The 25318-nt window shown below is 61.9% G+C and carries 25 protein-coding genes; 16 read left to right on the top strand and 9 right to left on the bottom strand.

Annotated elements, in window-relative coordinates; genetic code table 11:
• Positions 1–211, top strand: a 211-nt coding sequence (locus VNH11_06480; protein HVA46017.1) for a hypothetical protein, incomplete at its 5' end; no start/stop codon positions are given.
• A 135-nt stretch (positions 212–346) separates the two neighbouring features.
• Complete coding sequence (locus VNH11_06475; protein HVA46016.1) at positions 347–1324, top strand: acyl-CoA desaturase; 978 nt, start codon at positions 347–349, stop codon at positions 1322–1324.
• 56 nt (positions 1325–1380) lie between these two features.
• Here VNH11_06475 and VNH11_06470 read toward each other — a convergent pair whose 3' ends face one another.
• Positions 1381–2001, bottom strand: a complete 621-nt coding sequence (locus VNH11_06470; protein ID HVA46015.1) for a cation:proton antiporter — start codon at positions 1999–2001, stop codon at positions 1381–1383.
• 414 nt (positions 2002–2415) lie between these two features.
• Here VNH11_06470 and VNH11_06465 point away from each other — a divergent pair, with 414 nt between their 5' ends.
• The 10 genes from VNH11_06465 (at position 2416) to VNH11_06420 (ending at position 14535) form a co-directional block, all read left to right on the top strand.
• Positions 2416–3048 (top strand): hypothetical protein, encoded by a 633-nt coding sequence (locus VNH11_06465; protein ID HVA46014.1) that lies wholly within the window; start codon positions 2416–2418, stop codon positions 3046–3048.
• A 69-nt stretch (positions 3049–3117) separates the two neighbouring features.
• On the top strand, positions 3118–3990 hold the full coding sequence (locus VNH11_06460) for a hypothetical protein (protein HVA46013.1): 873 nt from the start codon (positions 3118–3120) through the stop codon (positions 3988–3990).
• A 257-nt stretch (positions 3991–4247) separates the two neighbouring features.
• A complete protein-coding gene (locus tag VNH11_06455; GenBank protein HVA46012.1) occupies positions 4248–4781 on the top strand; it encodes a general stress protein in 534 nt (177 codons plus the stop codon).
• Between the two features lie 287 nt (positions 4782–5068).
• Positions 5069–5383 (top strand): hypothetical protein, encoded by a 315-nt coding sequence (locus tag VNH11_06450; protein HVA46011.1) that lies wholly within the window; start codon positions 5069–5071, stop codon positions 5381–5383.
• A gap of 18 nt (positions 5384–5401) precedes the next feature.
• Complete coding sequence (locus VNH11_06445) at positions 5402–6319, top strand: SPFH domain-containing protein (GenBank protein ID HVA46010.1); 918 nt, start codon at positions 5402–5404, stop codon at positions 6317–6319.
• A 55-nt stretch (positions 6320–6374) separates the two neighbouring features.
• Positions 6375–7787 carry a hypothetical protein gene (locus tag VNH11_06440; protein HVA46009.1) on the top strand — a complete coding sequence of 471 codons (1413 nt, stop codon included), beginning with the start codon at positions 6375–6377 and terminating at the stop codon, positions 7785–7787.
• A gap of 12 nt (positions 7788–7799) precedes the next feature.
• Entirely contained in the window at positions 7800–8171 is a 372-nt protein-coding gene (locus VNH11_06435) for a hypothetical protein (protein ID HVA46008.1), read from the top strand.
• Positions 8172–8523: 352 nt separating this feature from the next.
• Positions 8524–9681, top strand: coding sequence for a tetratricopeptide repeat protein (locus VNH11_06430; GenBank protein ID HVA46007.1), 1158 nt, complete (start codon positions 8524–8526; stop codon positions 9679–9681).
• Between the two features lie 8 nt (positions 9682–9689).
• On the top strand, positions 9690–13058 hold the full coding sequence (locus tag VNH11_06425) for an efflux RND transporter permease subunit (GenBank protein ID HVA46006.1): 3369 nt from the start codon (positions 9690–9692) through the stop codon (positions 13056–13058).
• Positions 13059–13344: 286 nt separating this feature from the next.
• Positions 13345–14535 (top strand): efflux RND transporter periplasmic adaptor subunit, encoded by a 1191-nt coding sequence (locus tag VNH11_06420; GenBank protein HVA46005.1) that lies wholly within the window; start codon positions 13345–13347, stop codon positions 14533–14535.
• Between the two features lie 86 nt (positions 14536–14621).
• Here the strand turns inward: VNH11_06420 and mprF are convergent, their stop codons facing one another.
• Positions 14622–16286, bottom strand: a complete 1665-nt coding sequence (gene mprF, locus VNH11_06415; GenBank protein ID HVA46004.1) for a bifunctional lysylphosphatidylglycerol flippase/synthetase MprF — start codon at positions 16284–16286, stop codon at positions 14622–14624.
• Between the two features lie 416 nt (positions 16287–16702).
• On the opposite strand from mprF, the gene VNH11_06410 reads away from it, so the two are divergent.
• The gene (locus tag VNH11_06410; GenBank protein HVA46003.1) at positions 16703–17101 is read left to right on the top strand and encodes a Na-translocating system protein MpsC family protein; all 399 of its coding nucleotides are present in this window, start codon (positions 16703–16705) and stop codon (positions 17099–17101) included.
• A 25-nt stretch (positions 17102–17126) separates the two neighbouring features.
• Positions 17127–17402, top strand: coding sequence for a carbon storage regulator (locus VNH11_06405; GenBank protein ID HVA46002.1), 276 nt, complete (start codon positions 17127–17129; stop codon positions 17400–17402).
• Positions 17403–17535: 133 nt separating this feature from the next.
• Here VNH11_06405 and VNH11_06400 read toward each other — a convergent pair whose 3' ends face one another.
• Positions 17536–20088: a FixH family protein gene (locus VNH11_06400; protein HVA46001.1), complete on the bottom strand. Its 2553-nt coding sequence runs from the start codon at positions 20086–20088 to the stop codon at positions 17536–17538.
• Positions 20085–21965, bottom strand: a complete 1881-nt coding sequence (locus VNH11_06395; protein HVA46000.1) for a VWA domain-containing protein — start codon at positions 21963–21965, stop codon at positions 20085–20087. The genes VNH11_06400 and VNH11_06395 overlap by 4 nt, the downstream gene beginning before the upstream one ends.
• Positions 21966–22170: 205 nt before the next feature.
• On the opposite strand from VNH11_06395, the gene VNH11_06390 reads away from it, so the two are divergent.
• Together VNH11_06390 and VNH11_06385 are read left to right on the top strand one after the other, a co-directional pair.
• Entirely contained in the window at positions 22171–22653 is a 483-nt protein-coding gene (locus VNH11_06390) for a hypothetical protein (GenBank protein ID HVA45999.1), read from the top strand.
• The gene (locus VNH11_06385; protein ID HVA45998.1) at positions 22641–22913 is read left to right on the top strand and encodes a hypothetical protein; all 273 of its coding nucleotides are present in this window, start codon (positions 22641–22643) and stop codon (positions 22911–22913) included. Before VNH11_06390 ends, VNH11_06385 begins: the two co-directional genes overlap by 13 nt.
• A gap of 13 nt (positions 22914–22926) precedes the next feature.
• Here VNH11_06385 and VNH11_06380 read toward each other — a convergent pair whose 3' ends face one another.
• The 5 genes from VNH11_06380 to VNH11_06360 form a co-directional block, all read right to left on the bottom strand.
• A complete protein-coding gene (locus VNH11_06380) occupies positions 22927–23541 on the bottom strand; it encodes a sigma-70 family RNA polymerase sigma factor (GenBank protein HVA45997.1) in 615 nt (204 codons plus the stop codon).
• A 182-nt stretch (positions 23542–23723) separates the two neighbouring features.
• Positions 23724–24002, bottom strand: coding sequence for a type II toxin-antitoxin system VapC family toxin (locus tag VNH11_06375; GenBank protein ID HVA45996.1), 279 nt, complete (start codon positions 24000–24002; stop codon positions 23724–23726).
• Positions 23999–24295, bottom strand: a complete 297-nt coding sequence (locus tag VNH11_06370) for a helix-turn-helix domain-containing protein (GenBank protein ID HVA45995.1) — start codon at positions 24293–24295, stop codon at positions 23999–24001. The genes VNH11_06375 and VNH11_06370 overlap by 4 nt, the downstream gene beginning before the upstream one ends.
• Positions 24296–24334: 39 nt before the next feature.
• Entirely contained in the window at positions 24335–24580 is a 246-nt protein-coding gene (locus tag VNH11_06365; GenBank protein HVA45994.1) for a hypothetical protein, read from the bottom strand.
• Between the two features lie 261 nt (positions 24581–24841).
• On the bottom strand, positions 24842–25318 hold a 477-nt coding region (locus VNH11_06360), incomplete at its 5' end, for a Uma2 family endonuclease (protein HVA45993.1).

Below are 25318 nucleotides of genomic sequence, written 5' to 3'. Positions count from 1 at the left end.
CGCCGCGTACGAGGATGCCCTCTCCCATTGCAGCACCGAGCATGCCCCTTGGTTTATCATTCCCGCCGACCACAAATGGTTCCGGAACCTGGCGGTGGCCCGCATCGTCGTGGAGCACTTGGAAGGGCTGAAGATGACCTTCCCGAAGCCCTCGGTCGATATCGAGCACATTCGCCAAGAGTATCATTCGGCGAAGAATCATAGTCACTGAGGCAGCCGAAGCTACGGTTTCCGCTGTGTTCGGTCGATGTCGAATCCGAGTTTTTTAGGGGCTCACTATTTGCACTTTCGGATCCTGGATCGCTCTCAACAAAATACCGGCTTCACTTCCAGAAAGGAGATCACCGTGACCGGCCCATCCAACGCAGACGAAACGACGGCATTGCCGGTGGCCAATCCCAGCGCCGAATTGCCCGACGCTGCCGACGCTCCGCGTCGGATTTCGCTGGGCGTGCGAGTGGCGGCCCTGATTGCCATCATCGTGCCTTTGCTGGGCGTGATTGCGGCTCCCTTCGTGGTTTGGGGATGGGGATTCCGCTGGACCGATTTGGGCCTCCTGCTGGGCCTGTACGTGCTTACCGCCTTCGGGATCACGGTCGGTTATCACCGGCTGTTCGTGCATCGGTCGTTCGAGACGAATGCGGTGGTGAAGTTTGTATTCGCCGTCCTTGGCTCGATGGCGGTGGAGGGGCCGCTCTTGAAATGGGTTGCCATGCACCGGGTACACCACCAGCACTCTGACAAGTTGGGCGATCCGCATTCGCCGCAGGGCCGGAGCGGAGGCGTGCTTGGCGTCTTGGGAGGCTTGTGGCACGCGCACATCGGCTGGCTGTTTGATCCCGATCCGCCCGAACTAGACCGCTACGTGGAAGATTTGCGTGGGAGTCAGGCGTTACGTGTTGCCAGCGCCTTGTTTCCCCTGTGGGCCGTGCTCGGCCTTTTGATCCCAGCGGTCCTCGGCGGGCTGATTACGAGGACGTGGGCCGGCGCCTGGAGCGGGCTGATCTGGGGAGGACTTGTTCGCGTCTTTCTCGTCCATCATGTGACGTGGAGCGTCAATTCGGCCTGCCATCTGTGGGGTTTGCGGCCCTTCCGCAGCAACGACGAGAGTCGGAATAACGCCGTGTTCGGAGTGTTGGCCATGGGTGAGGGGTGGCACAACACGCACCACGCCTTCCCGACTTCGGCCCGCCATGGACTGCGGTGGTGGCAAATCGACATGAGTTACTGGGTCATCTGGGCGCTCGCCCGCTTGGGACTCGCCTGGAACGTGAAACTCCCGAGCGCGCAGGCCCAACAACAGAGACGACGGGCCGTTGATTGATTCTCGGTTGGAAAGACCCCCAGTTCGGCGGCAGGGGCGTCTTTTGCCGTCAGATGCTACCCGCTCGCGGCGTCAACACTTTCCTCGGCGAGCGGCGCCGTGCCCTCGACTGCCATCGCCCGCGAGATGACGCGGCCCACCGTCAGCCCCTGAACCACGACCGAGAAAACCACCACGATATACGTCAAGGGCAGCACCACGTCGGGCAGGGAAGCCGCCCGGAAATGCCCATGCAGCGACAGTGCCAGCGCCAGCGAGATGCCACCGCGCAGGCCACTCCAGGTGAGCACGTAGATCGTCGCCCGACTGATGCGCTGCCAATAGCTCAGCAGCCCCAGCGGCAGGCCGATCGACACCAGCCGGGCGAGAAGCACCACCGGCACCATCGCCAGCCCGGCCAAGATCGGCGTGCCGGTAAATCTCAGGGTGACCAGCTCCAGGCCGACCAGCACGAACAAGACGGCGTTCAGAATCTCATCGATCAGCTCCCAAAAGACGTCGAGCCGATGGCGCGTCAACTCCGACATGGCCAGGGCGCGGCCGCGGTTGCCAATGAACAGCCCCGCGACAACCATTGCGATTGGTCCCGAAACGCCCAGGGCGCCCGCCAAGGCATAGCCCCCCGCCACCATGGCCAACGTAATCATGACCTCCACCTGGTTCGTGGCTTTGCGCACCAGCGTTTTTGGGCCCAAACTCAACCAGCGACCAATGCCGCTGCTTTCGTGGCAACTCTAAGCGAGGCCGCGGTCGTCTGGTTAACGCTGGCTTACCAGAAGAGGGTGTCCAACATGGCCGCCAACGAGAACGGCAGGAGAAAATCAAGGCGACTCAACGGATCTCGGCGAGCGGCTCGCCGATGAATTCTTGCGCCAAACCGATTGCCCTCGCGCCATCCGAAAGGCGGTGCGAGATGACGGTGACGCGAATGGGGCGGTCGGGCACATCTCTCTGGGCAATTTTTTGCGCGAGCTGCGCGGGACGACTGCCTCAGTCCGCTGCCCGATGCCGACATCGCGCAGACGCCGCAAGTGGTTCGAATGTCGCGGCCCGCGGCGCGAGTCCCTCGACGACGTGGCTCGTGACGTGGTATGCTGGCTGCGATCACGCTCCGTTTGAGAGCGCGTTATGGACGTAAGGATGCGGAAATGCGAAAAAAAAGGCAGCGGCAACAGCAGCACCGTCCGATGGCCTGGGCGGACGCCGCGACACGGGTCGTCGAGGAACTCGAAGACGAGAGCGCACTGGACCGGTTGCACTTCGACTGCACCCAGAATGCGATTCGGCTCGACGCCCAGTCCGACCGTCTGCTGGCGATCGTCTTTCTGGGGTTGATCGCAGGCGGCGTGTGGCTTTTGCTCGCGGCGAATCTCGACCTTTGGGTAGGAGCGCCGATCTTCCTGGCCTTGGCGTGCTTCGCGATGGGTCTCAGCCAAACGGTGCTACGCGCCCAGATCCTCCTCCGCCTCGCGGTTCAGGCCGACGCCATCGCCATCGATGATGAATCCTCCGCCGAGCAGTTCGAGCAATTGCAGCGTGAAGCCGAAAGCACCGGCAGTTTCCAGAGGTTTTTATTGATGCTGGGCGCTCTTTTGGCCACGGGAGGAATCGTCGCTCTTTTTTGGCCTTACGCGTGGCGCGCCGCGTTGATCGGGCTGGGCCTCAAGGCATTCATTTTCACGATCAACGTCTTTAAGCGTTTTATCAAGAAGCTCCGCGGGTGATGCGGCAGCCAGGTGGCAGCCCGACGCGTTTCTTTCCCCGTTGGCGGACTGACATCGCGTGAGGCGATCATGAATATCCTCTATTTCCGCTTCGCCAACACGTTTCTGGAACCGATCTGGAACCGTAATTACGTGGCCAGCGTCCAGGTGACCCTTTCCGAGAACTTCGGTGTGGAGGACCGCGGCGGGTTTTACGAAACGGCCGGCTGCCTGCGCGACGTGGTGCAGAACCACCTCTTCCAGGTCGTCGCGCTGCTTGCCATGGAGCCGCCGGCCGACAGGGACTATGGGGCCGTACACAGCGAGAAAGTCAAGGTCTTTCAAGCCATGCGCCCGCTGACGCCCGACGACCTGGTGCGCGGCCAGTACGCCGGCTATCGGAAGGAGCCCGACGTGGCGAAGAGCTCCGACGTCGAGACGTTCTGCGCTCTGCGGCTGTCCATCGACTCCTGGCGCTGGGAAGGGGTGCCGTGGTACCTGCGCTCCGGCAAATACCTGGCCGAAACCGCGACCGAGATCCTGGTGGAGCTGAAGCCGCCGCCGCAGCGGCTGTTCGCCGACTCAGCGCCGACGTGCGGCCGGGCCAACTACTTGCGCTTCCGGCTTTCGCCCAGCTCAGCCGTCGCCCTCGCCGCGCGCGTCAAACTCGCCGGCAAGGAGTTCGTCGGGGACCAGCGTGAGCTCTTCCTGCTTGAAGAACGCCCCGGGGAGGAATCGCCCTACGAGCGGCTGTTGGGCGACGCCATGACCGGCGATGGAGCGCTCTTCACCCGCGAAGACGCGGTCGAGGCCGCCTGGGCGGTGGTCGATCCCGTGCTGAAGACCCACCACCGGGCCCGCCCCTACAAACGCCGTAGTTGGGGACCGAAAGAGGCGGACGCGATCATCGCTTCAAGCGGCTGTTGGCACAATCCCAGCCCGAACGAGGCATCGGGATCATGATGCAATCCAGCCGGTTAGTACCTTGCATTACTCGCCGGTTCCCCTACAATGCACGCGTCAGCCGAGTGCCGTAGCTAACTGCTTGGTTCAAGGCTGATTCAAAGTTGGTCGGATGACTAGTTGAAGAGCAACCCGGCTTTTGCCGGAGGGCTCGTTTAAGAGTAAGCCGACGTGGTGGAGCACCTCCGGGTATTCCGCCACGTCGGCTTTTTTTGTTTCGCTATGAAACAACGAAAGGTAATGGGAGGAAACTCAAAATGTCTAACACGAACTCCGTCGTCGCGGTCTATGAATCGCACGAACAGGCCGAAAACGCCATCCGCGAGCTGCAGCGAGATGGTTTTGACATGCAGAAGCTGTCGATCGTCGGCAAGGACTATCACACGGAAGAGCACGTCGTCGGCTACTACACCGCCGGCGACCGCATGGCCTACTGGGGCAAGCTGGGGGCGTTCTGGGGCGGCTTCTGGGGGCTGTTGTTCGGTTCCGCCTTCTTCTGGGTGCCCGGCGTCGGTCAACTGCTCGTGGCCGGGCCACTTGTGGGGTGGATTGTCGGAGCGCTCGAGGGCGCCGTCGTGACGGGCGGGCTCTCCGCGCTCGGCGCCGGACTTTACAGCATCGGCATTCCAAAGAACAGCGTCGTGCAGTACGAGACCGAGGTGAAGAACGGCAAGCTTCTACTGGTTGCCCACGGAACGGCCGACGAGGTCGAACGGGCCAGGAACATCCTGGGGCAGACTCAAGCCAAGACAACCGCGGTTCATTGCGAACCGGCCGAAGTTGGAGTGTAAAGGAACCGGTCATGACTTCGATGTGGTTTGAACGTTTGATGTGCTTGCTCCGCGGCCACCACGATCTGTGCCTGGCCGCCGCTTATGGCGAAACGCTCCCTGGAGGAGCGAGCAAGGAGCTTCATTATTGTGCTCGTTGCGGTCGCGCCGTGTGGACATCGCCTCCGTCCGTATCGTCGCCGCCGCTGTGGGCCGACGCGGGTGAGACTTGAAAACTGCTCGGCTTGGCAGATTTCGATCGTCGAGCGGAGGACGACGCCCGATCTTCGCAGCCAAGGAGGTAGTGCGTGCGATTTTTCAATAAGACAACGTTGGCTGACGTGACGGATGCCAACATCGATGTCTTCTTGCTGAATGGAGACAACGAAGTGAGCTCGCTGCCGCTTTGCAGAACGTTCATGCTCAGCGGCCGGCTATGGATCGACTGTGCGCCTGAGCTGGACCGCAGGTATACGGCGCCCGTGCCCGACAACGTGCTCATTTCGCGCAACGAAAATTGCTTGGCGTTCGGTCGATTCGGGGTCTTTGTGCCCGTCGGCAGTGAGCTTGGCAATCTGGCGGCCGACCTGCTGGAGGTCGCCAAACGTATGCATCCCTATTGAAACCCAAAAAGAGCTTTTATGATTAACTACATTTCGAGTCTGGCGTTCGCGGTTCTGCTTCTCATCGGCGCGGCGTTCGCGTTGCTGATCGCGTTGGCCAATCCGATCGCGGGCATCGCGGTGGCTGTCGTCTGGTTCGTGGCCGCCGCCGCCGTCTCGTCGAGCATCAAATTGGCCGCCCAGTGGGAGCAAGGGCTGGTGTTTCGACTTGGCAAGTACCACAGCACGCGCGGCCCTGGGCTGTTCTTCGTGATCCCGTTGGTCGATCAGGTGCGAATGGTCGATATCCGCATTCGCGTGACGGATATTCCTGCACAACAAGTCATCACCAAAGACAACGTGCCGGTGACCATCAACGGCGTGTTCTTCTTCAAGGTCGATAACGTGGCCGATGCGGTCATCAAGGTGCAAGATTATCGTCATGCCATCGCGCAGTACGCGCAAACCTCGTTGCGCGACGTGATCGGCCAGATGACCCTCGATCAACTCCTGGTCGAACGCGAGGCGATCGGCAAAGAGATCGGAAAGAACGTCGAGAAAGACATCGTGGGCTGGGGCCTGGAGGTTACGGGCATCCGGATTCAGGACATCGACATGCCCGAGGAACTCAAAAAAATGATGTCGCGACAGGCATCGGCCGAGCGCGAGAAGCGGGCCACCATCACCAAAGCCGAGGGCGACCGCGAGGCTTCGACCAATCTGGCCGCGGCGGCCAAGACGATGGCGGCCAGCCCTGGCGCCATGCAGCTTAGGACATTACAGACCATCGACGGCTTGGGACCGACGGCTTCCAACACCGTGCTGCTTGCCATACCGATCGAGGTCATGGACGCGTTACGCACGGTCACCCGCGGGCGGCATCGTGGCAATGGTCGTCTGGCGCCCCAGCCCGTCGAAGCAGGCCATGCCCGTCTTCGCGATACCGTGGCACCCTAAACAATGACGTATGAACCGACAACCCCCAACCACCACTTCCTTCAAGGAGGAGTCCATGAGACTTCGCACTACCCTATTACTCGTAGCGGCACTTTCGCTCTTGACGCGACTGCCGCTGAAGGCGGATGAACGCAAAGGCGTCGCCGGGCAAGCAGATCAATTCCAGGCCGAAATCAAGAAGCTGGGCGGCTACGTCCACCGCGACAAACAGCGACCCGGCAGCCCGGTCGTGGCCGTCGATTTGCGTGGTCCCCAGGTCAGCGACGCCGCACTCGAGATGCTCGCCTCACAGAAGGAACTGAAAACGCTAGTGCTCGTCGGCGCGAAGGTCACCGACACCGGTTTGCAATGTCTGGCCAAGCTCGACAAGCTCAAATCGCTCGATCTCGTCGGCTATGAGATCGACGACGCCGGTTTGGCGTCGCTCAAAAACTTGAAACACCTCAAGGCACTGGTGCTCAACACTCCGCGGATAACCGACGCCGGCTTGAAGCACCTAGCCGGGTTGTCGAATCTGGAGTCGCTGCACCTGCACGGCACGCAGGTTACCGGCAGCGGACTGAAATGGCTCGCGGACCTTGCCCAACTCGAAGCCGTCGACCTGCGCGGCGCGCGGGTCGAGAACGCCGGGCTGGAGGCGCTCGCGGAATTGCCCGCGCTCAAGACGTTGGTGCTGGAAGGCGACCATCTCAGCGACGCCGGATTGGCACACCTCAAGCCCCTCACCCAACTGGAGCACTTGGTGCTGGCCGGCGGAAACATCACCGATCGAGGACTGGCTTCGCTGGCCGGCTTGACGAGCCTGCAAACCCTGTCGCTGCACGGCTATCAAATCAGCGACAAGGGGTTGGCCCATCTGAAAGGCTTGAGCGAGCTCGATACGCTGATCGTGGCCGGTCTGCAGATCACCGACGCGGGCATCAGGCAGCTCGGCGGGCTGACTAAACTAGAGACGCTGTCGCTGACGGGCACGCAAGTCACCGGTGCCGGCCTGGAGCAGGTGAAAGGCTTTCAGCACCTCGAGTCGCTGCGCCTCAGCGGCCCCTACGTGACCGACGAAGGGTTGGAGCACCTGGCGGCGTTTGGCGATCTCCGCGATCTGCACCTGGCCCAGGGCCACGTCACCGACCGCGGCCTCGAAAAGCTCAAAGGTCTGATCAACCTGCGGTCGTTGGCGCTGGGCGCTGAAGTGGCCGACGCCGGCCTCGAATATCTGGGCGGCCTGAAAAAGCTCGAATCCCTCGAGCTGAGCCATAGTCAAGTGAGCGACGCCGGTCTGGCGCGCCTGGGCAAGTTGACCGGCCTCAAGCACCTGGACCTGAGCCACACTCAAGTCACCGACGCGGGCCTTGAAGAATTGCGGCGAATGTCCGAATTGGAATCGCTCGATCTGGCCGGTGCGCCGGTCTCGGAAACCGGTGTCGACAAATTGCAAAAAGCCCTTCCCCAACTTCACATTTACTTCTGAAAGGAACCGATCATGTGTCATCGACTACGAACCTGTATTTTGATCTCGTTGGGCATCGCCGGCTGGCTGGCCCTCACTCCCTCCACGGCGGAAGCCCAGGGCGGCAGGATCATCGCCCGCGCGGCGGTGAATCAGTACCTCAACGGTGGCTACGGCTATGCCGGTGGCTACGGCTATCCGCGGTACTACGGCGGCTACGCCACGGCCTATGGCGGCCTCCCCTACGGTCTGGGCAGAAGCTTGAACTATTACGGCGGAGGCTACCCGCTCTACGGATACAACAACCTCGGCGGATACGGTTACAGCGGCGGCGGCTATCCGGCCTACGGCTACGGCGGCGCCTTCGGCAATTCGATGTTGTACGGCCGTGGCGGTGGTTTCTAACAAGGTGTCTACACCGACGGACTGAAATGGGCGCGGCGCACACGGACCAAACGATTCATGGTCCAGCCGTCACGCTGTGCGTTTCCGCGCGCGGCGCGCTCGCAAGCGCGCCGAGCGTGAAGGACGCCTCGGGGCGAAGGCGAGTGCAGGATGACTTCGCAGACCACGAAGCCGCCGGAACACCGCTGGTTTGTAGTCTAATTCGCAACCGTGCGTCGTCAAAGGCAACGTTGGGCACGTCGTTCGCAAAGTGAGCGACGATCAGCGTTGCGGGTACAGCGTCGTCGAGGCAGTCTGCAATTTACTATTGTCGCCGGTCTCTCACACGCTGATGGTTGTTAACGGGTGATATATGGCTGGCGAACAAAACGATTCCAAGCGGCGGCCGTCGGAACCCGGCGCCGGCGTCGTCGTCGAGCAACAGCGCGACAAACCGGCCGAAACGAACTCTGGGCAAGAGCGCGAAAACGAGACGCGGCGGGGCCAAGCTCACCAGGGCGAAAGGGACTGCAACAACGAAAACCATCACAAAAAGGGATCTGAAAACGATCAAAGTGGCCCAGGGAAGAAAAATATCAGCACCCCTAACTGGAAGACCCTTCTGATCACCGGCACCGTGGCTCTCGTTTGTGGCGCCGCCGGCGCCTGGGGATACTTGATCTTTTTCGATCCGGCGAAGTCCGCCGTGCAAGACCAGGGGGCGGGCAAAAAAGACGCGGGCGATGAGATAGATGGAAACGAAGGAGGTGGAACTAAGGGGGGCGGCAACATTTCAAGCGAGGGCAAATCGCGTTCCGAGGAAGGCTCGAGCGAAGGCGGCGTTTCAGCTTCCGATATTCCCGGCTTCAACTCGGCCGCCGACGCCCAGGCATTCGAGAAAGAACTCGAGCATCTCGCCCACCGCATCGATCTGCTCGGCAGTCGAATCGACAGGATCACGCAACCGCAGCAGGAGCCCCCGGCGCTGTTGCACACTTTACAGATGCAGATGACCGACCTCGAGCGTGCCATCGATCCGGTGGCGAACCTGCCCTCCAAGCTGCGGCAGCTTGAACAGCGATTTTCGAGCCTAAAAGAAGACTTTAAGACGCTCAAGGACCAGGTGTCGGGCGAAGACGTGCCCACCGTGACCAAGGTGGCGCCGGCGGAGGGCGGTTTTTCGGCGCCGGGCCGCTACGTGGACGCCGATCCGGCGAACGAGGCCACGCTGAAGCTGGCAATCGCGCGGTTCCGCGAGGGGCATTATGCGCAGGCCCGCGAGCTGCTCCATCGCTTGCAGTACGAGCGGCCAAACGACGCGCGTGTTTGGTACTATGCCGCCTTGGCCAACGGGCTGGCAAGCGGCAAGTGGGACGGCGAGACGAAGCGTCTCGTCGACCGAGGGATTGAGCGGGAGCGAGCCGGCACGCCTTTGCCAAGCGTGATCGATGGGTCCCTGGCAGGGCTGACTCGCGAGATGGGCCAGGACTGGCTCGCAACGCAACGTCGTCAAGCAAATTTACGAAAGTAGGGCCGGCCATGCGCGGATTGATCCTGGCGTCGATCAAGAACAAGCATGCAGTCACGGTCTTCGCCCTGACGATCGTCCTGTTGGGCGGCTTGAGCGTTCATCAGATTCCCATGGACATTTTGCCGGTCTTCAACAGCCCGGCGGTGATGGTGCTCACGTTCTACAGCGGCATGCCGCCCTCGGACGTGGAGATGGACATCACCAACCGCATCGAGCGCTGGACAAACATGGCCTCGGGACTGAAGCGACAAGAGTCCCGTTCCATTTTGGGGGCCAGCGTCGTTTACAACTACTTTTTTGGCAACACGGATCGGGGCGAGGCGATCACCACGGTGCAATCGCTGGCGCAATCGGTGGTGCCGATGATGCCGCCGGGCACGCTGCCGCCGGTGGTGCTCTCGTTCGATCCGACCAGCAGCACGCCGATTTGCATGGTGGCGCTCGATAGCCCGCAATATGGCGAAAAGACGCTGTACGACGTCGGCCGTTACGAAGTGCGCAATCAGATCATGGGGGTTCACGGGGCGGTGGCGCCCGTGGTGTTCGGCGGCAAAATCCGGGCAGTGCAGATCTATCTCGATCGGCAACAGATGCAGGCCCGCAAGCTGGCGCCGTTGGACGTGATGTCCGCCGTCGCTTCGTCGAACGTCTTTTTGCCGACCGGCGAATTGATCGTGGGCGACAAAGATTATTTCCTCGACAGCAATTCGCTGTTTCCGCAGCCGGAGGAAATGGCGGCCATCCCGTTGCGCACCGAGCACGGCAACCGCGGCTTTGTGGGCGACGTCGCCAAGCCGACCGATTCGTCGATGATCCAAACCACGATCGTCCGCGTGCAAGGCAAGAAACAGGTCTATATTCCAGTCATGCGTCAGAGCGGCGCCAGCACCGTGAGGGTGGTCGATGAGCTGCGTGCCAAACTGCCCGAGATGGCGGGCCGCCTGACGCGCCCCGGCATCAAGCTGGAAATGATCATGGACCAATCGGTCTATGTGCGGCAGTCGATCCACAGCCTGGCCGTGGAAGGCGCCTTGGGGGCGATTCTCTGCTCGTTGGTGATCCTGATGTTCCTCGGCCGGCCGCGGATGACAGCCATCGCGGTGATGACCATCCCCATCTCGGTGCTCTCCGCCCTGGCAATGTTGTTCGTTTGCCAGCAAACGATCAACGTGATGACGCTCTCCGGATTGGCTCTGGCCATCGGCCCGATGGTCGACAGCGCCATCATCTGCCTGGAAAACACCGATCGCTTTTTGGAGCAAGGCCAGCCGGTGCGCGAGGCCGCCATTGAGGGCGCGAGCCAGGTCGCGTTGCCCGAGTTGGTTTCCAGTCTGAGCACGCTGATGGTGCTCTCGCCCTTGGCCTTGATGCCGGGCGTCACTTCGTTTCTTTTTCGGCCGATGGCCATGGCCGTGGCCTTCGCCATGACCACGGCCTATATTCTCTCGCGCACCCTGATACCGGCCTGCGCGGTAGCCTGGCTCAAACCCGAGCAACAAGAAGAAAAGGGCGACGAGGAACGCGGCGGCCTCTTGCACCGCGGCTTCAAGAAGTGGCAGCAAGGCATCGAGGATTGGATCGAGAGTTACGGCCGGCTGCTCGACTGGGTGCTCGCCCATCGCTGGCTGACCGTGATCGTGAGCTACAGCTTACTGGTGGCCGTGATCGCCGTGCTGGCGCTGCCGTTGCGCCGCGAATTCTTTCCCGAAGTCGACTCTGGGGCCTTCGAGATTTACGTGCGCGGCCAGAGCGGCACGCGCTTGCGTACGATGAACGACCGAGTGGCCGAGGTCGAGGAGTACATCAAGCGAAGGATACCCCAGGCCGACCTGCGGTTGATTCTGTCGGAAATCGGCGTCACGCCCGACTGGTCGAGCGGCTACACGAAAAACGCCGCCAAGATGGACGCGATCGTGCGCGTGCAGCTCACCGACGAACGCGACAACACCGCGCAGCACTACGTGCGCATGCTGCGCCAGGGCTTCGCGCAAATGAAAAAGTTCGCCGATTTGGAGTTTTCGTTCAACGCGGGCGGGCTCATCCGCAGCGCGCTCAACGAAGGAAAGACGACGCCCATCAACGTGCGGGTGACCGGCAAGAAGAAAGAGCAGTCGCACAAAATCGCCGATCTCATTCGCCGCAAGGTGGCCGAGGTCGACGGCGTGGTCGACGCCCGCATTTTGCAACGCCTCGATTATCCGACCTACAAGATCGCGGTCGACCGCGCCAAGGCGGCCGATCTGGGCGTATCGCAAGAAGACGTCATGAAGTCGGTGATCGCGGCCTTGAACTCCAGCATCCAGTTCAACAAAAACATCTTCTGGATCGACTCCGTCAGCGGCAATCAATACTTCGTCGGCGTGCAATATCCGCAGGAAGACGTCGAATCGATAGAGACTTTGCTCGACATTCCGGTGACCGGCGTCAACCAATGGAAACTCGATCACCGGGCAGCGATGCACCGCGCGCCGGAACTGACCGCGCCGGTGATTCGCGATCGGGAAACCATCGCCGCGCCGGTGCCGCTGGCCAACCTGGTGAACATCACGCGCACCACCTCTCCGCCCGAAATCACGCATATCAATATCCGGCCGTCGATCGATCTGAACATCGGCGTCGAGGGGCGCGATCTGGGCCACGTGGCCGACGACGTGCATCGCATCATCGACGAATTCGGCGAGCACAAGGGAGACAAGGACAAGAGCAGCGAAGAGTTGGGCACGACTTGGCACGCCTACGATCCGGCGTCGAGCGAGAAGCAGGTTTTAGAGGGCACCGAGATTGTGCTCAGCGGCGAATACGCGCGCATGAAGCAGACCTTTCGCGATTTGGCCGTCGGACTTACGCTGGCTTCGATCTTGATCTACTTCATGATGGTGGCTTTGGATAAATCGTTCGTCGTGCCTTTGTGCGTACTGTTGGGCGTTCCGCTCATTCTGCTGGGCGTACTGCCGATGCTCTACATTACGGGCACTTCCCTCAACGTGCAGTCGCTGTTGGGCATCATTTTCAGCGTGGGCATCAAGGTGGCCAACACAGTGCTCATGACCGACGTGGCGCAAGAACTAAGACAGACCGAGAAGCTCTCGCCCTTTGAGGCGATTCGCAAGGCGGCGCGCCTGCGGGTGCGTCCGGTGACGATGACCGCCCTGGCCGCCTTTTTCGCCATGATTCCCACGGCCTTGGCCCTCGAGCAGGGCAGCGAGGCCAATGCGCCGCTTGGCCGCGCGGTGCTCGGCGGCTTGCTCGCCGGCGAGCCGGCCACACTGTTCGTTGTGCCTTGTCTCTACGCGATTATGGTCCACGAGGGGCGATCGGACAAAAAAGAAGAAAATAATGCGCGGGCTCAACGTAATCCTTCCGTGGAGGGCCGATGATATGGCCTCGGCAAGCACCCTCGTACCGTCCGTAGCAGCTCGCCCCCAGAGGAGCACCGACGCCGATCGGTCCTCGCCGGCTACCCGCCGCCGCAGCTGGTCGATGTGGGTACTGTCGGTCGTATTGGCCACAGCCGTCTGTGCGGCCATCGCTTACTTGGCAACGGCCCGCGACGACCATTCCACTTCGGTATCGCGAGCGAGCGGTTCGGCCACCCGGTCTCAAACCGGTGCCAACTCAAGTGATTCCACTTCGGTTGATCCCGCCAGGTTGAAGGTGAAGGTGGTGCATCCTCAGAAAGGCGGCCTGGCGCGTACCACCACTCAGCCGGGCGTCTTGCACGCCTTTGAACATGCTGATCTGTACGCCAAAGCCTCCGGATATTTGACGGGTCAGGCGGTCGATATTGGCGACCGGGTTGAGCGTGGGCAAGTTCTGGCCGAGATCTTCGATCCTGAGCGGCAGCAAGAAGTGGAACAAGCGGCCGCGGCGGTCGAAGAGGCCAAGGCCGATGTACAGCTCGCCGCCGCCCGAATCACCGCCGCCGAGGCCGATGTCACTGCCGCCGAGGCCGTCGTGAACCAGCGGAAAGCGCATGTGGGCAAGTATACCGCCGCGCGTAAGTTCCGCGAAAAGGAGTACGTGCGTTTCATAGAACTGGTCCGAAAACGGGCCATCGATTATCGACTCTCCGACGAAAAAGAGCAGGAATACGAATCGGCCATCTCGGCCGAAAAAGAGGCCGAGGCCGCCGTCAAAACGGCCGAAGCCGACTTGGCGCGAGCGATCGCCGAAGTCGTGCGGGCAAAAGCCGGCCTGGCCTCGGCGCGGGCCAATCAGCGCGTCAAAGAAGCTGCCGAAACTTTCGCCCAGATCAAGGCTGATTATCTCCAGGTCACGTCGCCGTACAACGGCGTGATCACAAATCGCAACTACCACCGCGGCGCCTTCATTCGTTCGGCCGACCAAGGAGACACGACTCCCCTGCTGTCTGTCGCACGCACCGACGTGATGCGCGTGGTCGTCTACGTGCGCGACATGGATGTACCGTATCTCGACCGCGGCGACGAGGCGGTAGTGCGGGTCGATGCGCTCGGCGGCGAGGAGTTTCGCGGCAACATCGCCCGGTTTTCAGAGTATGAAGATCCGGCGAACCGTACCATGCGAGCGGAAATCGACTTGCCGAATCCCAGCGGCAGGTTGCGCGAAGGGATGTATGGCGCGGCGACGATTCTGCTGGAGCCGCCGACCGAGCATCTCACGATACCCTCCGCGGCCCTGCACGAGCGCACCGAACAGGACGACGGCACGATCTACGTCGTGCATGGCCACGTGGCCCACAAACAGCACGTGCGCATCGGCCGCGACGACGGCATTCGCGCCGAGGTGACGGGCGGTCTGAGCGAAGATGCCGCTGTGGTGCTTTCTTACAGCGGTTCGCTGGAAGAGGGCGAACCAGTCGAAGCAGAGCAGTAATCTTCGCCGGCGGTGCGCATAGCCACCCCAGTTTTCGACTGTTCAACCTGACACAACGACTCAACGGCATTCCGAAGATCGCACGGCTACTGCATGACCAACCTCTTCAGGCCGCCGGAGATCAGCGTGACGACGTTGGCCATCACAACGGGCAAAGCGAGCCCGCCACGCGTCGCCAGATACTTCGGCCGCCATACGGGATGAAATTTCTCCTTGTATTCGCGGAGGCCCTGAAAATGATAAAAGTGCTCACCGTGATGATAGAGGGCCGCGGCAAAGCGGTTCCAGAGCGGCGCGAGCGGCTGGGCTTCGATGCCGGAAAGCGGAGCCATGCCCAGGTTGAACCACTCGAACCCTTGCTGCCGGCCCCACAACATCAGTTGGATAAAGAGGAACGACATCACGTCCGACGGTGCGTCGGGCAGATAGCGCATCAGCTCGCCGGAAAGCTCCTTCCGGTTGAAGCCGCGTGTGACATTGGCGAATGCGATTATGCGACCCCGATGGCGGACCAGCGCGATCGCAAAGCGGCGCACATAGTCGGGCTCGAATGAACCGAGCGAGAAGCCCTTTTCGGCGGTATTTCGTTCGGCCAACCAGGCATCCGAAATCGCCTTTAACTCAGTCAACAAGGCATTGCCGATCTCCGGTTCGACGATCTCAAACGTACAACCATCCTGCAAGAGATGGTTATTGATCTCGCGGAAGTGCCGGCGTGCTCTCCCCTCCAGGTTGAAATCGGCCAGCGGCAGCCGGGCTTCTTCGCCAAGCTTGACGACGGTCAGTCCCATTTCAACGTACGTCGAGAGCCGTTCCTCGTCGACTTTGTAGAACACCGGCCAGCGGCCCCCCGCGTCGCAAAGCTCGACGAAGTCCCAAGCCAGTTGTTTGGCAGCCAGGGGATCGCCCAGGGGCTCGCCCAACGACACCCAACTGCGCCCTTCGACGCCGAACATGACGAGTGCCGTCCGTTCCTTGTTGAACAGAAAGTGCTTGTCGCCCAACAAGGCCAGGTTGGCCGACGCGTCGGGCGATGCGGCGACAATCGTTTGGGCCGTCCGCAAGTCTTCGGGCGTCGGCTTGCCCGGCAGACGCGGCTTGGCTCGCAGCAAGCCCGTCGCTGTGAGGACAAATACGAGCAGTACGACGCCCGCGACGGCACGCAGCGAGCGCGAAGCGTCTTGATCGAGCGCGAAACGCCACCACAGTTCGTCGCTGTACTCGACTTGCCCGTAGGCGAACAGCACCAGCCAAACGGCACAGGCCACAACCAACGCAATGGCGACGTACCAGCGAAAAGTAAATCGTTCGGTGAGCAAGACGCCTTGGCGGTAGAAGTGACGGCGACAAGGCAGCAGCACGACCAGCATGACAGCCAAAATGAGCGCTTCTGCGACGTCCATGCCCTTGAGCAGCGACAGGACGACGCCCGAAACCAGCACCAGTGCCGTCAGGTAATAGGCCGAGTCGATCCGCCGTTGCAAGCCACGAGCCAGAACCATCAACAGCAGACCTTCGATGCTGGCCAGGAAATGAGACAACTCGATCACCGATAGCGGCAGCACTCGACGGAGAAGTTGCAGCCGTGCGTGCGAGGCCGGCATGGCGCCAGACAGGAGAAGCATGGCGCCAGCGAGAAAGACGCTCGCGGCCAGCGCGCGCGGTGCGACGACGGGCACCCACTGGTTAAGGGCGTCCCGGAAATGCAAGCCCCGCCGACGATCGCCAACGGCGGTGGAAGAACGGAGCACCACCCGACGCCTCACTTTAACTCCCGACGACTATGACTCAACCGGATTGTCGCAGCGGACCCAAGGTTTTATGGGCAATCCGCCGCGTGCGATCATCGTATCGGTCGGCGGCGCGGTCTGCCACCGGCGCAACGCCGTGCCCTGAGAGATGGTGGCCTTGCTTTGACCGGCGGCCATCGTACAATGGATGGGTCGGTCCAAGCCCGTAGCGAGTGCGCTTGGCTGAAGGCCGATATAAGATTGGTCGGATGACTAATTGAAGAGCAAGCCGGCGTTTGCCGGAGGGCTCGTTTAAGAGTAAGCCGACGTGGTCGAACACCTCCGGGTGTTCGGCCACGTCGGCTTTTTTTGTTTCGCAAACACACGAGAATCGTCAATGAGAGGCACACGCCGTGGTCAAACAGGCTAACCCAGGCATGGCGGAACAAATCGCTCGCGCCGCCAGCGACTATGAATACGAGAGAACCGGGCGCACGCACAAGTCGGTAACCGTGGTGCTCGCACAGGACACTGTGGTGGTCACGCTCCACGAGGCCTTATCGCCTGCCGAACGAGCGCTAGCCAAGAGCCCGACAGGTGCAGCCCAGGTGCAGGAGCTCCACCGGCGACTATTCGAAGACTCGTGCGACTCACTGCGAAAGGAGATCAAGCGCATTACCGGCGTCGACGTCGCCGAGGCCAGCATCGATGTCGAGCCGACGACCGGCATCGTGGTCAAGACATTCGCGTCGGGGACCGTCGTTCAGGTGTTTCTGCTTGCCCATGGCATGCCGGCGGAAAGCTGGAGCGGCGGCGGTTCTGACGGTCAACAATAGCCAACTTAACATGGAGGATCCAGCAATGCTGGTCTTATCGCGAAAATCTCAGGAATCCGTGGTCGTGGCAAGCTCCGATGGCCATTCATGCCTGGTCAAAGTCACCATTATCGCGGTTCGAGGCGACCGCGTGCGAATTGGCTTTGAGGCGCCGCTTGATGTCCCCGTGCATCGTTGGGAGGTGTGGCAGCGGATGGTCGAACAACAAGATCTCGCCAGCGATGGGGAATCGGACGGCAACAAAACTTCTGGACGTCACGGCGGCAAAGCGGACGAATCAGCATCGGCAGTATCGGGGTGACCTGGTTCGAGTTAAGAAGCACTGATTCGCCACCGCACGGAGGACGAATTCAAAGTCGTCTTTGGCGACCACGAGCAGATCAGCTACGACGCTGCGACTGAGCGACATTACCAATCCGAACCGCTCCCACTTGTCAGTTATGTCCTATCCAGCTCAACACCCGATTGAGGTCGATCCGCCGCAAGGCCACGTCGAGCACCAACAAGCTGGCCGCCGCCATCAAAAGATAGGGCCAAAGCGGCGTGGTGCGCTGGGCAGTGCGCTCGGTTTCGGCAAACACGTCGCCGGGCACCGGGTTAAAGGCGCCGCCGGACACGTCGGCCAATGACTTGAGCAACGCCTCATTTGTCGGCCGCAGCCGCAGTTCGTCGGGATAACCGACCATCAAGCCGCGCGACTGCCGATATGTCACTGTCCCTTGCTGTTTTTGGGCCAGTTCCAGGTGATACGCCCCGGACTGCGGCGCGTCGAACGCGGCGGTGTAGCGGCCGGGCGCGGTTTGCGTCATCGGCAACTTGCGGTTGCCAAGCTGAGGGTCGATGACCGTCAGGTCCGTGTCGGCCTGGTTCAGGTAGCGGCCGGCCGGGTCGATGGCGTCGACGGTGACCGTCGCCCGGCGTCCTTGCTGCTTGACCTCGACCAGCACTCCCTTGGTTTCGCTTTTTCGCATGGCGTGCCGCACGAGCTGCGCCCAGAACTTCCCGTAGCCCGGCCAGCTCAGCCACTCGGCGGCCCAGCGGCTCTTGGCGTCGGACGTGAAGGCCACCGTCATGCCCAGCCCATAGCGCCACCAGGCCAAGAGCGGGTCGCCCTTTTCCGAGGCCAGCACCAGCTCGCTCGTCGGTTTGACGCGGGTCATCACATAGCCCAGCAGGAACGGCGCCGCCTCGAAGTCGATCTCGGTCAGGGCCTGAGTCGGCCGCACCACCTGCGGCAGAAACGGCTGCTCGTCGATGGCCGACTTGCTGGCCGTGACCGTCTCTTTGGCGAAAATCTGCGGGATGCTCGTGGGGTCGTCGGTAAAGTAATACCGCCCCTGGCCGATGCGGGCGATGTCTTCCAGCAACTGCTCGTCGGCCCCGTCGCCCACGCCCACGGTCGAGATCGTGATTCGCGAGCTGGCCATGTCGTTGGCGATGCCTTCGAAATCGCCGGGAGCCGAGATGCCGTCGGTCAGGATAATGACGTGCTTCAGCTTGGCCACCGTGTTTTGCAGGGCGGCGAAGGCTTCTTCCATGGCCGGGTACATATTCGTGCCGCCGCCCGCCTCCAGGCGGCTGATGTCGTCGATGATCCGCCCCTTGTTCGAGGCCGGCTGCATCTCGCTGATCCAGAAGGTGTCGCCCTCGAAGGCGATCACGCCCAGCTTGTCGCCGCCGCCCAGCAGCTCGGCCGCGCTCTTGGCCGCCTCTTTGGCCAGCTCGATCTTTTCGCCGCCCATCGAGCCCGACTTGTCGATCACCAGCACCATCGCCAGGCTCGGCTTCTCCTTCTCTTTCTCGAAGTCGCTGCGGACCGGCAGAATCTCTTCGAGCACGGTTTTGTAATAGCCGCCCAGCCCGAACGACTGTTCGCCGCCCAGCATCATCAATCCGCCGCCGAGGTCTTGCACGTACGTCCGGGCAATCTCCATCTGACGCTGCGAAAGGGCCGTGGCCGGCACGTTCGAGAGGATCACCAGCTCGTAGTTCTGCAAGTCGGCCAGGCCATCGGGCATGCCCTCCGGCGGCCGCACGTCGACCTGAATCTCCTCTTGTTCCATCGCCCAGGCGAAATGCTGCGCCAGCTTGGGGTCGCTCTCGACGAGCAGCACGCGGGGCTTGCCGGCCGTACACACCAGGCCCGATTCGGTGTTGTTGTCGAGCAGCGTGTCTTGCTTTAATCCGCTCACGCGCACGGTGTACTCAGCCAAGCGTTCGTCCGTAATCGATTGCTGAAACCGCAGCCGGTTCTCGCCCTTCGCGAGCTTGCGGCGCTCGCCGACCACTTTGTGCGCGCCGCGATAGACCTCGATCAGCCCTTCGTCGTCATGATTGCCGTCGATCACCACCTCGACGTAAAACGGCTCGCCCTCGCGGACCTGCGCCGGCACGCTGACGTGCGAGACCTGCACTTCGGGATCGGTGCGCGTCTTCAGGGCCACGGTCGAAATGGGCACTTCCGCCCGAAGTGCGGCCCGTAGGGCGTCGCCCTCGGTCTGGTTTCCGTCGCTCAGAAGCACGATCCGCGGCACGTAGGACGGGGGCGACGACCCGGCGGCCGCTTCGATGGCCGCCGCCAAATTCGTGCCCTGCCGGTCGAGCGTCCCTTCGCCTTCGGGTGCTTGGTCGCTCGGCAGGCCGGGCGCGGCGGCAAACGGCATGAAGGCCACGCGGTTGGCGCCTTGGTGCGGCAGCGACTTTTCGAGGAAGGCGTCGATCTCCTTTTTCGACTCATCTCCCACGCTCAGGCTTTGGTCGATGGCAAACACGACGTATTGTTCGTGCGTTGGCCGCACGAGTGTCAGACCGGCCAGCGAGAGCACCAGAAGCAGCAGAATGACCAGGCGTGTCACGAGCGACGTGACTCGCTGCCAGCGGGCAAAATCGACCAGGCTGCGGACGAAATAATACGCCACGGGCAGCAACGCGATGAGTGCGGCCAGCCAGGCGGGATCGGTCAGCTCGAGTTGCCACCAAGGGTTCAACTGATCCACCTCCGCTGATACAGATACCACTCCACCGCCGCCAACAACCAGGCGAACACAATCAGATAAAACCAAATTGGCCGCAGGAAGAATCCGGCGGCGACCGTCACCGGCGTCTGCTTCTCTAACAGTGCTTCCGGCGTTCGCACGTCGCTCTCCTGACGGTTCGCCAGGTTGCACGCCAACTCCAGGGCCGGCTTTTCGGGCGGCGGCGGCGCGTCGTCGTTTGCCCGAACAATCTGCCACAGGCCGCACTCATCGAGCGGTCCGATGGTCGTTTTTGTCAGACCCGCCGGCAACGGGCGGCGTTTTCCGCTGGGAGCGAGGAGCAACGAATTTTTCGCGGCCGGCGTCGTTACGCTCGAAGCGCCGCCGGCCGGCAGCTCGACCTCGGCGATCGCGCCGCTGGCCAACGATTCGCGCAGCTCGCCGCGATGGCCGGCGAACCAGGCCAGGGCGTTGGTGGCCATGATCGGAAAGGCGGTCCGCAAGGGCAGGTCGCCTTGATCGAGATTGACCGACAGCACCAGCACATTGCCCGCGGCGCGTTCCAGGTACGCATAGAGCGGCTCGCCCGTGACCGCCCCCACAAGCACCTTGGGCGGCCCGCTGAAGGTGAGCTTGCGTGCTTCGGGCATGAGCACGTTGTCGAGCCGCACGTGGGCCATCAGCGGCGAGTCTTTGTCTTGCGTCGTCACGATCGGGTTCTCCAGCTTTTCACCCACCTGCCAGCGGTCGCACGTGCCGGCCGGATCGATCGCCCACACCGGGCCGTTCGGCAGCCGTTCGGGAACCTGCCGATGAAGCACCGTAATGGTGCCCGGCGTGATCTGGGCCGGCGGCTTTTTCACGACCGTCAGCTTAACCAGCGGGTTGGCCTCGAACACCTTTTCGAGAAACAGATTGCCATCGGTCACCAGCGTGACCGGCAGCAGCTCGCGGCGCGGCAGCAAGGCCCAAGCGAGGTTATCGCAGGCCAAGGCGTCGTCGTGTTCGATGCGGGCTTTCAGCACGCCTCCTTCGGCCGATGTCTTCTCGAAGACGTGCGTCCAGACTTCGCCCGGCTTGAGCGCCAGCGGCACGACGTCGACCACGTTCTCGTCCAGATCGAGCTCCATGCGGCACTCGGCCGGCTCGGCGGAGGCGTTCTGCACTTCGGCCAGGATTTCGTAGCCGATCGGGTCGAGCAAGCTGCGGCGGACCTGAAACCGCGTGATGCCCACGTTGGCCGCGGGGCTGCCTACGGCGGCCAGCTCCACGTCTTTCGCTTCCGACAACGCGGCCGCACCGTCGAAACAGCCGTCGGTGAGCACGACCACGCGGCCGTTTTCGCCGCCGGACACCAGTCGCCGGGCAAGCTCCACGGCCTCGGCCACGCGGGTTGGACCGTCGCTCAGCTCAATGGCATCGAGCGCTTGCCGCAAGGTGCGCTTGTGTGCGGCCAGGCCGCAGACGACGCGCGGCTGCGTGCCCGCTGCGACGAGGGCCATTTCGTCGTGCGGCCGCAGGCGGTCGATGTATCGCCGGGCAAGGTCGCGTGCCTGCTCGAACCGGCTGGGCGCCACGTCGGTGGCCCGCATGCTGGCCGAGTTGTCGACCACCAGCACCAGCCGCCGTGCGTCGACGGCTTCCCAAGGGAAGAACGGTTCGGCCAGCGCGAACACCAGCAGTGCCAAGAGCGCCAACTGCACCAACAGCGACAGCAGGTGCCGCAGGTGCTGCCAGAGGGACCGCGGCTGCTTCTCCTCGAATATCTGTTGCCAGAACAGAATGGTCGACACCGGCACGCGTCGCAGACGGATCTTCAAGATGTAGAAGATCACGATGGGGACGGCGAGCGCGAGCCAGGCGAGAGCGGCGGGATGAGTGAGCGACACGGGACCGGCCGGAGGATCGGATACGAAATAACGATTGGAGAGCGGCTGTCAGGGTAGCACGCGACGGATGCGTTTCGCAACCTGCCGACAGCAAGAGTGCTGGCGGCTGGCGGCGCTGGCGGCAAACGTTCTTTGTGGTAGCGAGCCGATATGGTAAAATACCGGAATACGATCGCAAAGAAGGATTTGAGCTTCGATGAGGCCTATGGAGTTTCCACCTGAACACTACTTCCAGACGGCAACGCAGCGAATGCGACAAGCACAGCAGCTCTATCGGGAGGGCACCAGCTTTGCTTTGGCCATCTATGTCGGCGGCGTAGCGGTTGAATGTCTTCTGAGGGCCTTCAAAGGCCGACGCGATCCGGTGTTTGATGAGAAGCACAACTTGCTGCGCCTGTTCGCGGCCAGCGGAATGCTGCGAGTCGATCGTGATAAGCTGCTGGCCGCGCAATGGACCGACGCCCAAATTGACGCGCACCTGCGAACGCTGCGAATAGCCGTGAATGAAGTCTTCAAGCTTTGGGCCAACAATTACCGCTTCGCGTCTGAGGAGCGGCTGCGGTCGCACTTGAAGGAGATTACGGGCCACCAGAAAATCAAGGGAGATTATTTGAAAGAGCAGACTCGGCGGTTCTTGAGCTCCGCTCAGACATTCATCGACAAAGGCGTGGTGCAATGGCAACTGTGAAATCACCGCTCGTGCGGAAACTGGAAAAAATGCTGGTCAAACGCTTCCCTGCGCCGGCTACGGTCAAGCTCGACGACCATGACGGCATCATCGGGGTCATCACGTCCGACCGTTTCTCCGGCATGGAGACCATCGATCGTCAGAACCTGATCGGCCAAATCATCGATGACCACCTGACAAAGGAGGAACGGCGGCAAGTGCAAGTCATCGTCGGAGTTACACCCGACGAAGGGACGGGCTACTTGGCCGGCGTGGATTGATGCGGTGAAGCGGTTATTCTTGCAACAGCTCGCGGAGTTTCTTCAGTGCCCGCAGCGCCCGCATCTTGACCGCGCTTTCCTTGATTCCCAGGGCGCCGGCGGTTTCGGCCACCGAAAGGTCTTCCAGGTGCCGCAGCACGAGCACTTCGCGGTCGTCGGGCGAAAGCCGTTCCAGCGAGTTTCGCACGCGTGTACGCACCTCGTCGCGCACCAGGCCCGCCCGCGGGTCGGCGGCCACGTCGACCAGCCGGCTGGCCAGCTCGGCCACCGATTCGTCGGGCAAGCTCAGTACGCTGCGTTCTTCGCGCGACACGCTACGTCGTTTGGCATACAGGTGTGCCCGTTGCATGTCGATCAGCCGCTCGAACGTAAGCGACCTTAGCCAGACGTAGAACGACACGTTCTCTTGCCGGAAGAACTCAGCCAAGCGTTGTGAAGCTACGATCATCGATTCCTGAATGACGTCCGACGGATCGAGCCTTGCCTTCAGCCGCCGGTCCATGCGCATCGCCAGCATCGTCTTCAGCCGTTCTCGCTGCCTGGCGATGGCCTCGATGCCCGCGCGCTCGTCGCCCGTCTTGGCCCGCGCCAGCAACTCTTCGGTGTCGGGGTCTTTGGCTTTCGGCATCGTCTCTTTGGAGTGCGGCGATTGATCGCCGCTTCGGCTTGTCGCGCAGCGACCTTCTTTTTGTTCAGAGAGGAAGACGGCCGCGCAAGGGTTGAGGGTTCGCAAGGAGGATGGCCTTCCCAGGCCGTTCAGACATGCAAGGATCCAGGGTCAGAAAAGGGTTCAGGGTTCAGAAAATGGGGTCAATCAGCCCAGTTTTCTACGGTCAAGCCGTCGATTTGGCGAAAGTGCTTGAGGTTCCGCGTGATCAGTTTCGCGCGATGTGCGAGGGCGATGCTGGCGATCAGCAGGTCGCGTCTCCCGATCTTCTTCAATTTCCGTTGCCGCCGCAGCCGCAGCCGCTCAAACTCATCCGCGGCGTCGCTCGTCGCGGGCACAATGTGCAGATCAGCCAGGAGCGCTTCGCTGGCCTCTAACCCGGCATGCAGCAGCGACAGCATGTCGGTGTCGAGCAGAATCATTCACCGTCCTCGATCATTGATCGACCGCGAGCTTGATAGATGTTCTCGAGCATGGCCTTCATGTATGGGTCCTCTTTCGCAATTCCCGCATGACGCAAGAGCCGCTCCTTGGAAGACGGCCGGCGAAGCCAATCGCCGAGTGCTTCCCTCAGGAATCGCCATTCGTGGCCAATCTTTCGGCCAGGCAACTCAGAGCGCTTGGCGAGCTCCAACACTTCGTCTTCCGAGACCCGCAAATACGCGGCCGCCTCGGGCAGTGTTAAGATTTCACTGTCGATATTGGTTGATGCCATGTTGTGAAGTTTCCGAAGTGCCGCAAAGCCTGACTGCCGCTATGCCATTTGGCCCGTATGCATGGTAACACCCTTTTGGCGTCGTTCGCGAGGGGTCACGATCATCGGCTCCTGAACGACGTCCGACGGATCGAGCCTGGCCTTCAGCCGCCGGTCCATGCGCAGCGTCAGCATGCTCTTCAAGCGGTCTCTTTGCCTGGCGATCGCCTCGACGCCCGCGCGCTCGTCGCCCTTCTTGGCCCGCGCCAGCAACTCTTCGGTATCGGGTTCTTTGGATCGAGGCATGCGGGAGGGTTCAGGGTTCAGGGTTCAGGGTTCAGGAGGATTGCCTTCTCAGGCCGTCGCGGGAACGCGATTTTGGACTCACGTCAGTACTTCGACGGCGACAGCAGCGCGTGAGCGGCGCGTCGGTCGTGAGGAAAAGCCGCGGCCGCGCTCGGCAGCCAACGCCAAATAGATCGAATCGAGCGGCCCGGTTTCGACCTCGTCGGCCGTTCGCGGAACAAAGCCACCTGCCTTCTGCCCGGCCCAACCGCGGCTTCGACGTCAGCGGAACCGCTCGCGCACCCACCCGCGAAAGGAATTGATCCAGGCCGATTCGTCGAGCGCCAGCATGGGATCGAGGAATTCCTCCAAGTCTTTGACTCGCAACATCGGCAAATTGAAGCTCGTTTCGCAGGGCGCGTATCGGCCCTCGTCGAGCCGCAGGGTCTGCAACTCGCCGTCTTCCCAGTGCCACACTTCCGGCACGCCCAGTGCCGCGTAGATCGCCATCTTGTTCACGTCGCCGTGGGTGAAAACGACTTCCAGCGCCAAGTCGGGCGGAGGATCTTCGGCAAGGTCGACTTCGGGTCGGCTGGAAACGCGGCCGTGGCTGTGGATGTAGTAGCACTCGTCGGCTTCCAGTCCCTTGTCGATATCGCGCCGCTTCCAGGTGGTGGCACCGAAACTGCGGAGCGGAATGTTCAATTCCGCCGTGAAGGCCTCGATCAGTCGGCCGATCAATTTCTTCACGTTCTCGTG

The organism is Pirellulales bacterium (assembly GCA_035533075.1).
GTDB lineage: Bacteria > Planctomycetota > Planctomycetia > Pirellulales > JAICIG01 > DASSFG01.
The sequence above is the reverse complement of the archived record's forward strand: the minus strand, read 5'-3'. Positions and strand labels throughout refer to the sequence as shown.

Coding starts and splice junctions, on each gene's coding strand:
- VNH11_06465 (HVA46014.1), top strand. CDS start 2,416: ATGCTGGCTGCGATCACGCTCCGTTTGAGAGCGCGTTATGGACGTAAG.
- VNH11_06460 (HVA46013.1), top strand. CDS start 3,118: ATGAATATCCTCTATTTCCGCTTCGCCAACACGTTTCTGGAACCGATC.
- VNH11_06455 (HVA46012.1), top strand. CDS start 4,248: ATGTCTAACACGAACTCCGTCGTCGCGGTCTATGAATCGCACGAACAG.
- VNH11_06445 (HVA46010.1), top strand. CDS start 5,402: ATGATTAACTACATTTCGAGTCTGGCGTTCGCGGTTCTGCTTCTCATC.
- VNH11_06440 (HVA46009.1), top strand. CDS start 6,375: ATGAGACTTCGCACTACCCTATTACTCGTAGCGGCACTTTCGCTCTTG.
- VNH11_06435 (HVA46008.1), top strand. CDS start 7,800: ATGTGTCATCGACTACGAACCTGTATTTTGATCTCGTTGGGCATCGCC.
- VNH11_06430 (HVA46007.1), top strand. CDS start 8,524: ATGGCTGGCGAACAAAACGATTCCAAGCGGCGGCCGTCGGAACCCGGC.
- VNH11_06425 (HVA46006.1), top strand. CDS start 9,690: ATGCGCGGATTGATCCTGGCGTCGATCAAGAACAAGCATGCAGTCACG.
- VNH11_06410 (HVA46003.1), top strand. CDS start 16,703: ATGGCGGAACAAATCGCTCGCGCCGCCAGCGACTATGAATACGAGAGA.
- VNH11_06405 (HVA46002.1), top strand. CDS start 17,127: ATGCTGGTCTTATCGCGAAAATCTCAGGAATCCGTGGTCGTGGCAAGC.
- VNH11_06390 (HVA45999.1), top strand. CDS start 22,171: ATGGAGTTTCCACCTGAACACTACTTCCAGACGGCAACGCAGCGAATG.
- VNH11_06385 (HVA45998.1), top strand. CDS start 22,641: ATGGCAACTGTGAAATCACCGCTCGTGCGGAAACTGGAAAAAATGCTG.
- VNH11_06380 (HVA45997.1), bottom strand. CDS start 23,541: ATGCCGAAAGCCAAAGACCCCGACACCGAAGAGTTGCTGGCGCGGGCC.
- VNH11_06375 (HVA45996.1), bottom strand. CDS start 24,002: ATGATTCTGCTCGACACCGACATGCTGTCGCTGCTGCATGCCGGGTTA.
- VNH11_06370 (HVA45995.1), bottom strand. CDS start 24,295: ATGGCATCAACCAATATCGACAGTGAAATCTTAACACTGCCCGAGGCG.
- VNH11_06365 (HVA45994.1), bottom strand. CDS start 24,580: ATGCCTCGATCCAAAGAACCCGATACCGAAGAGTTGCTGGCGCGGGCC.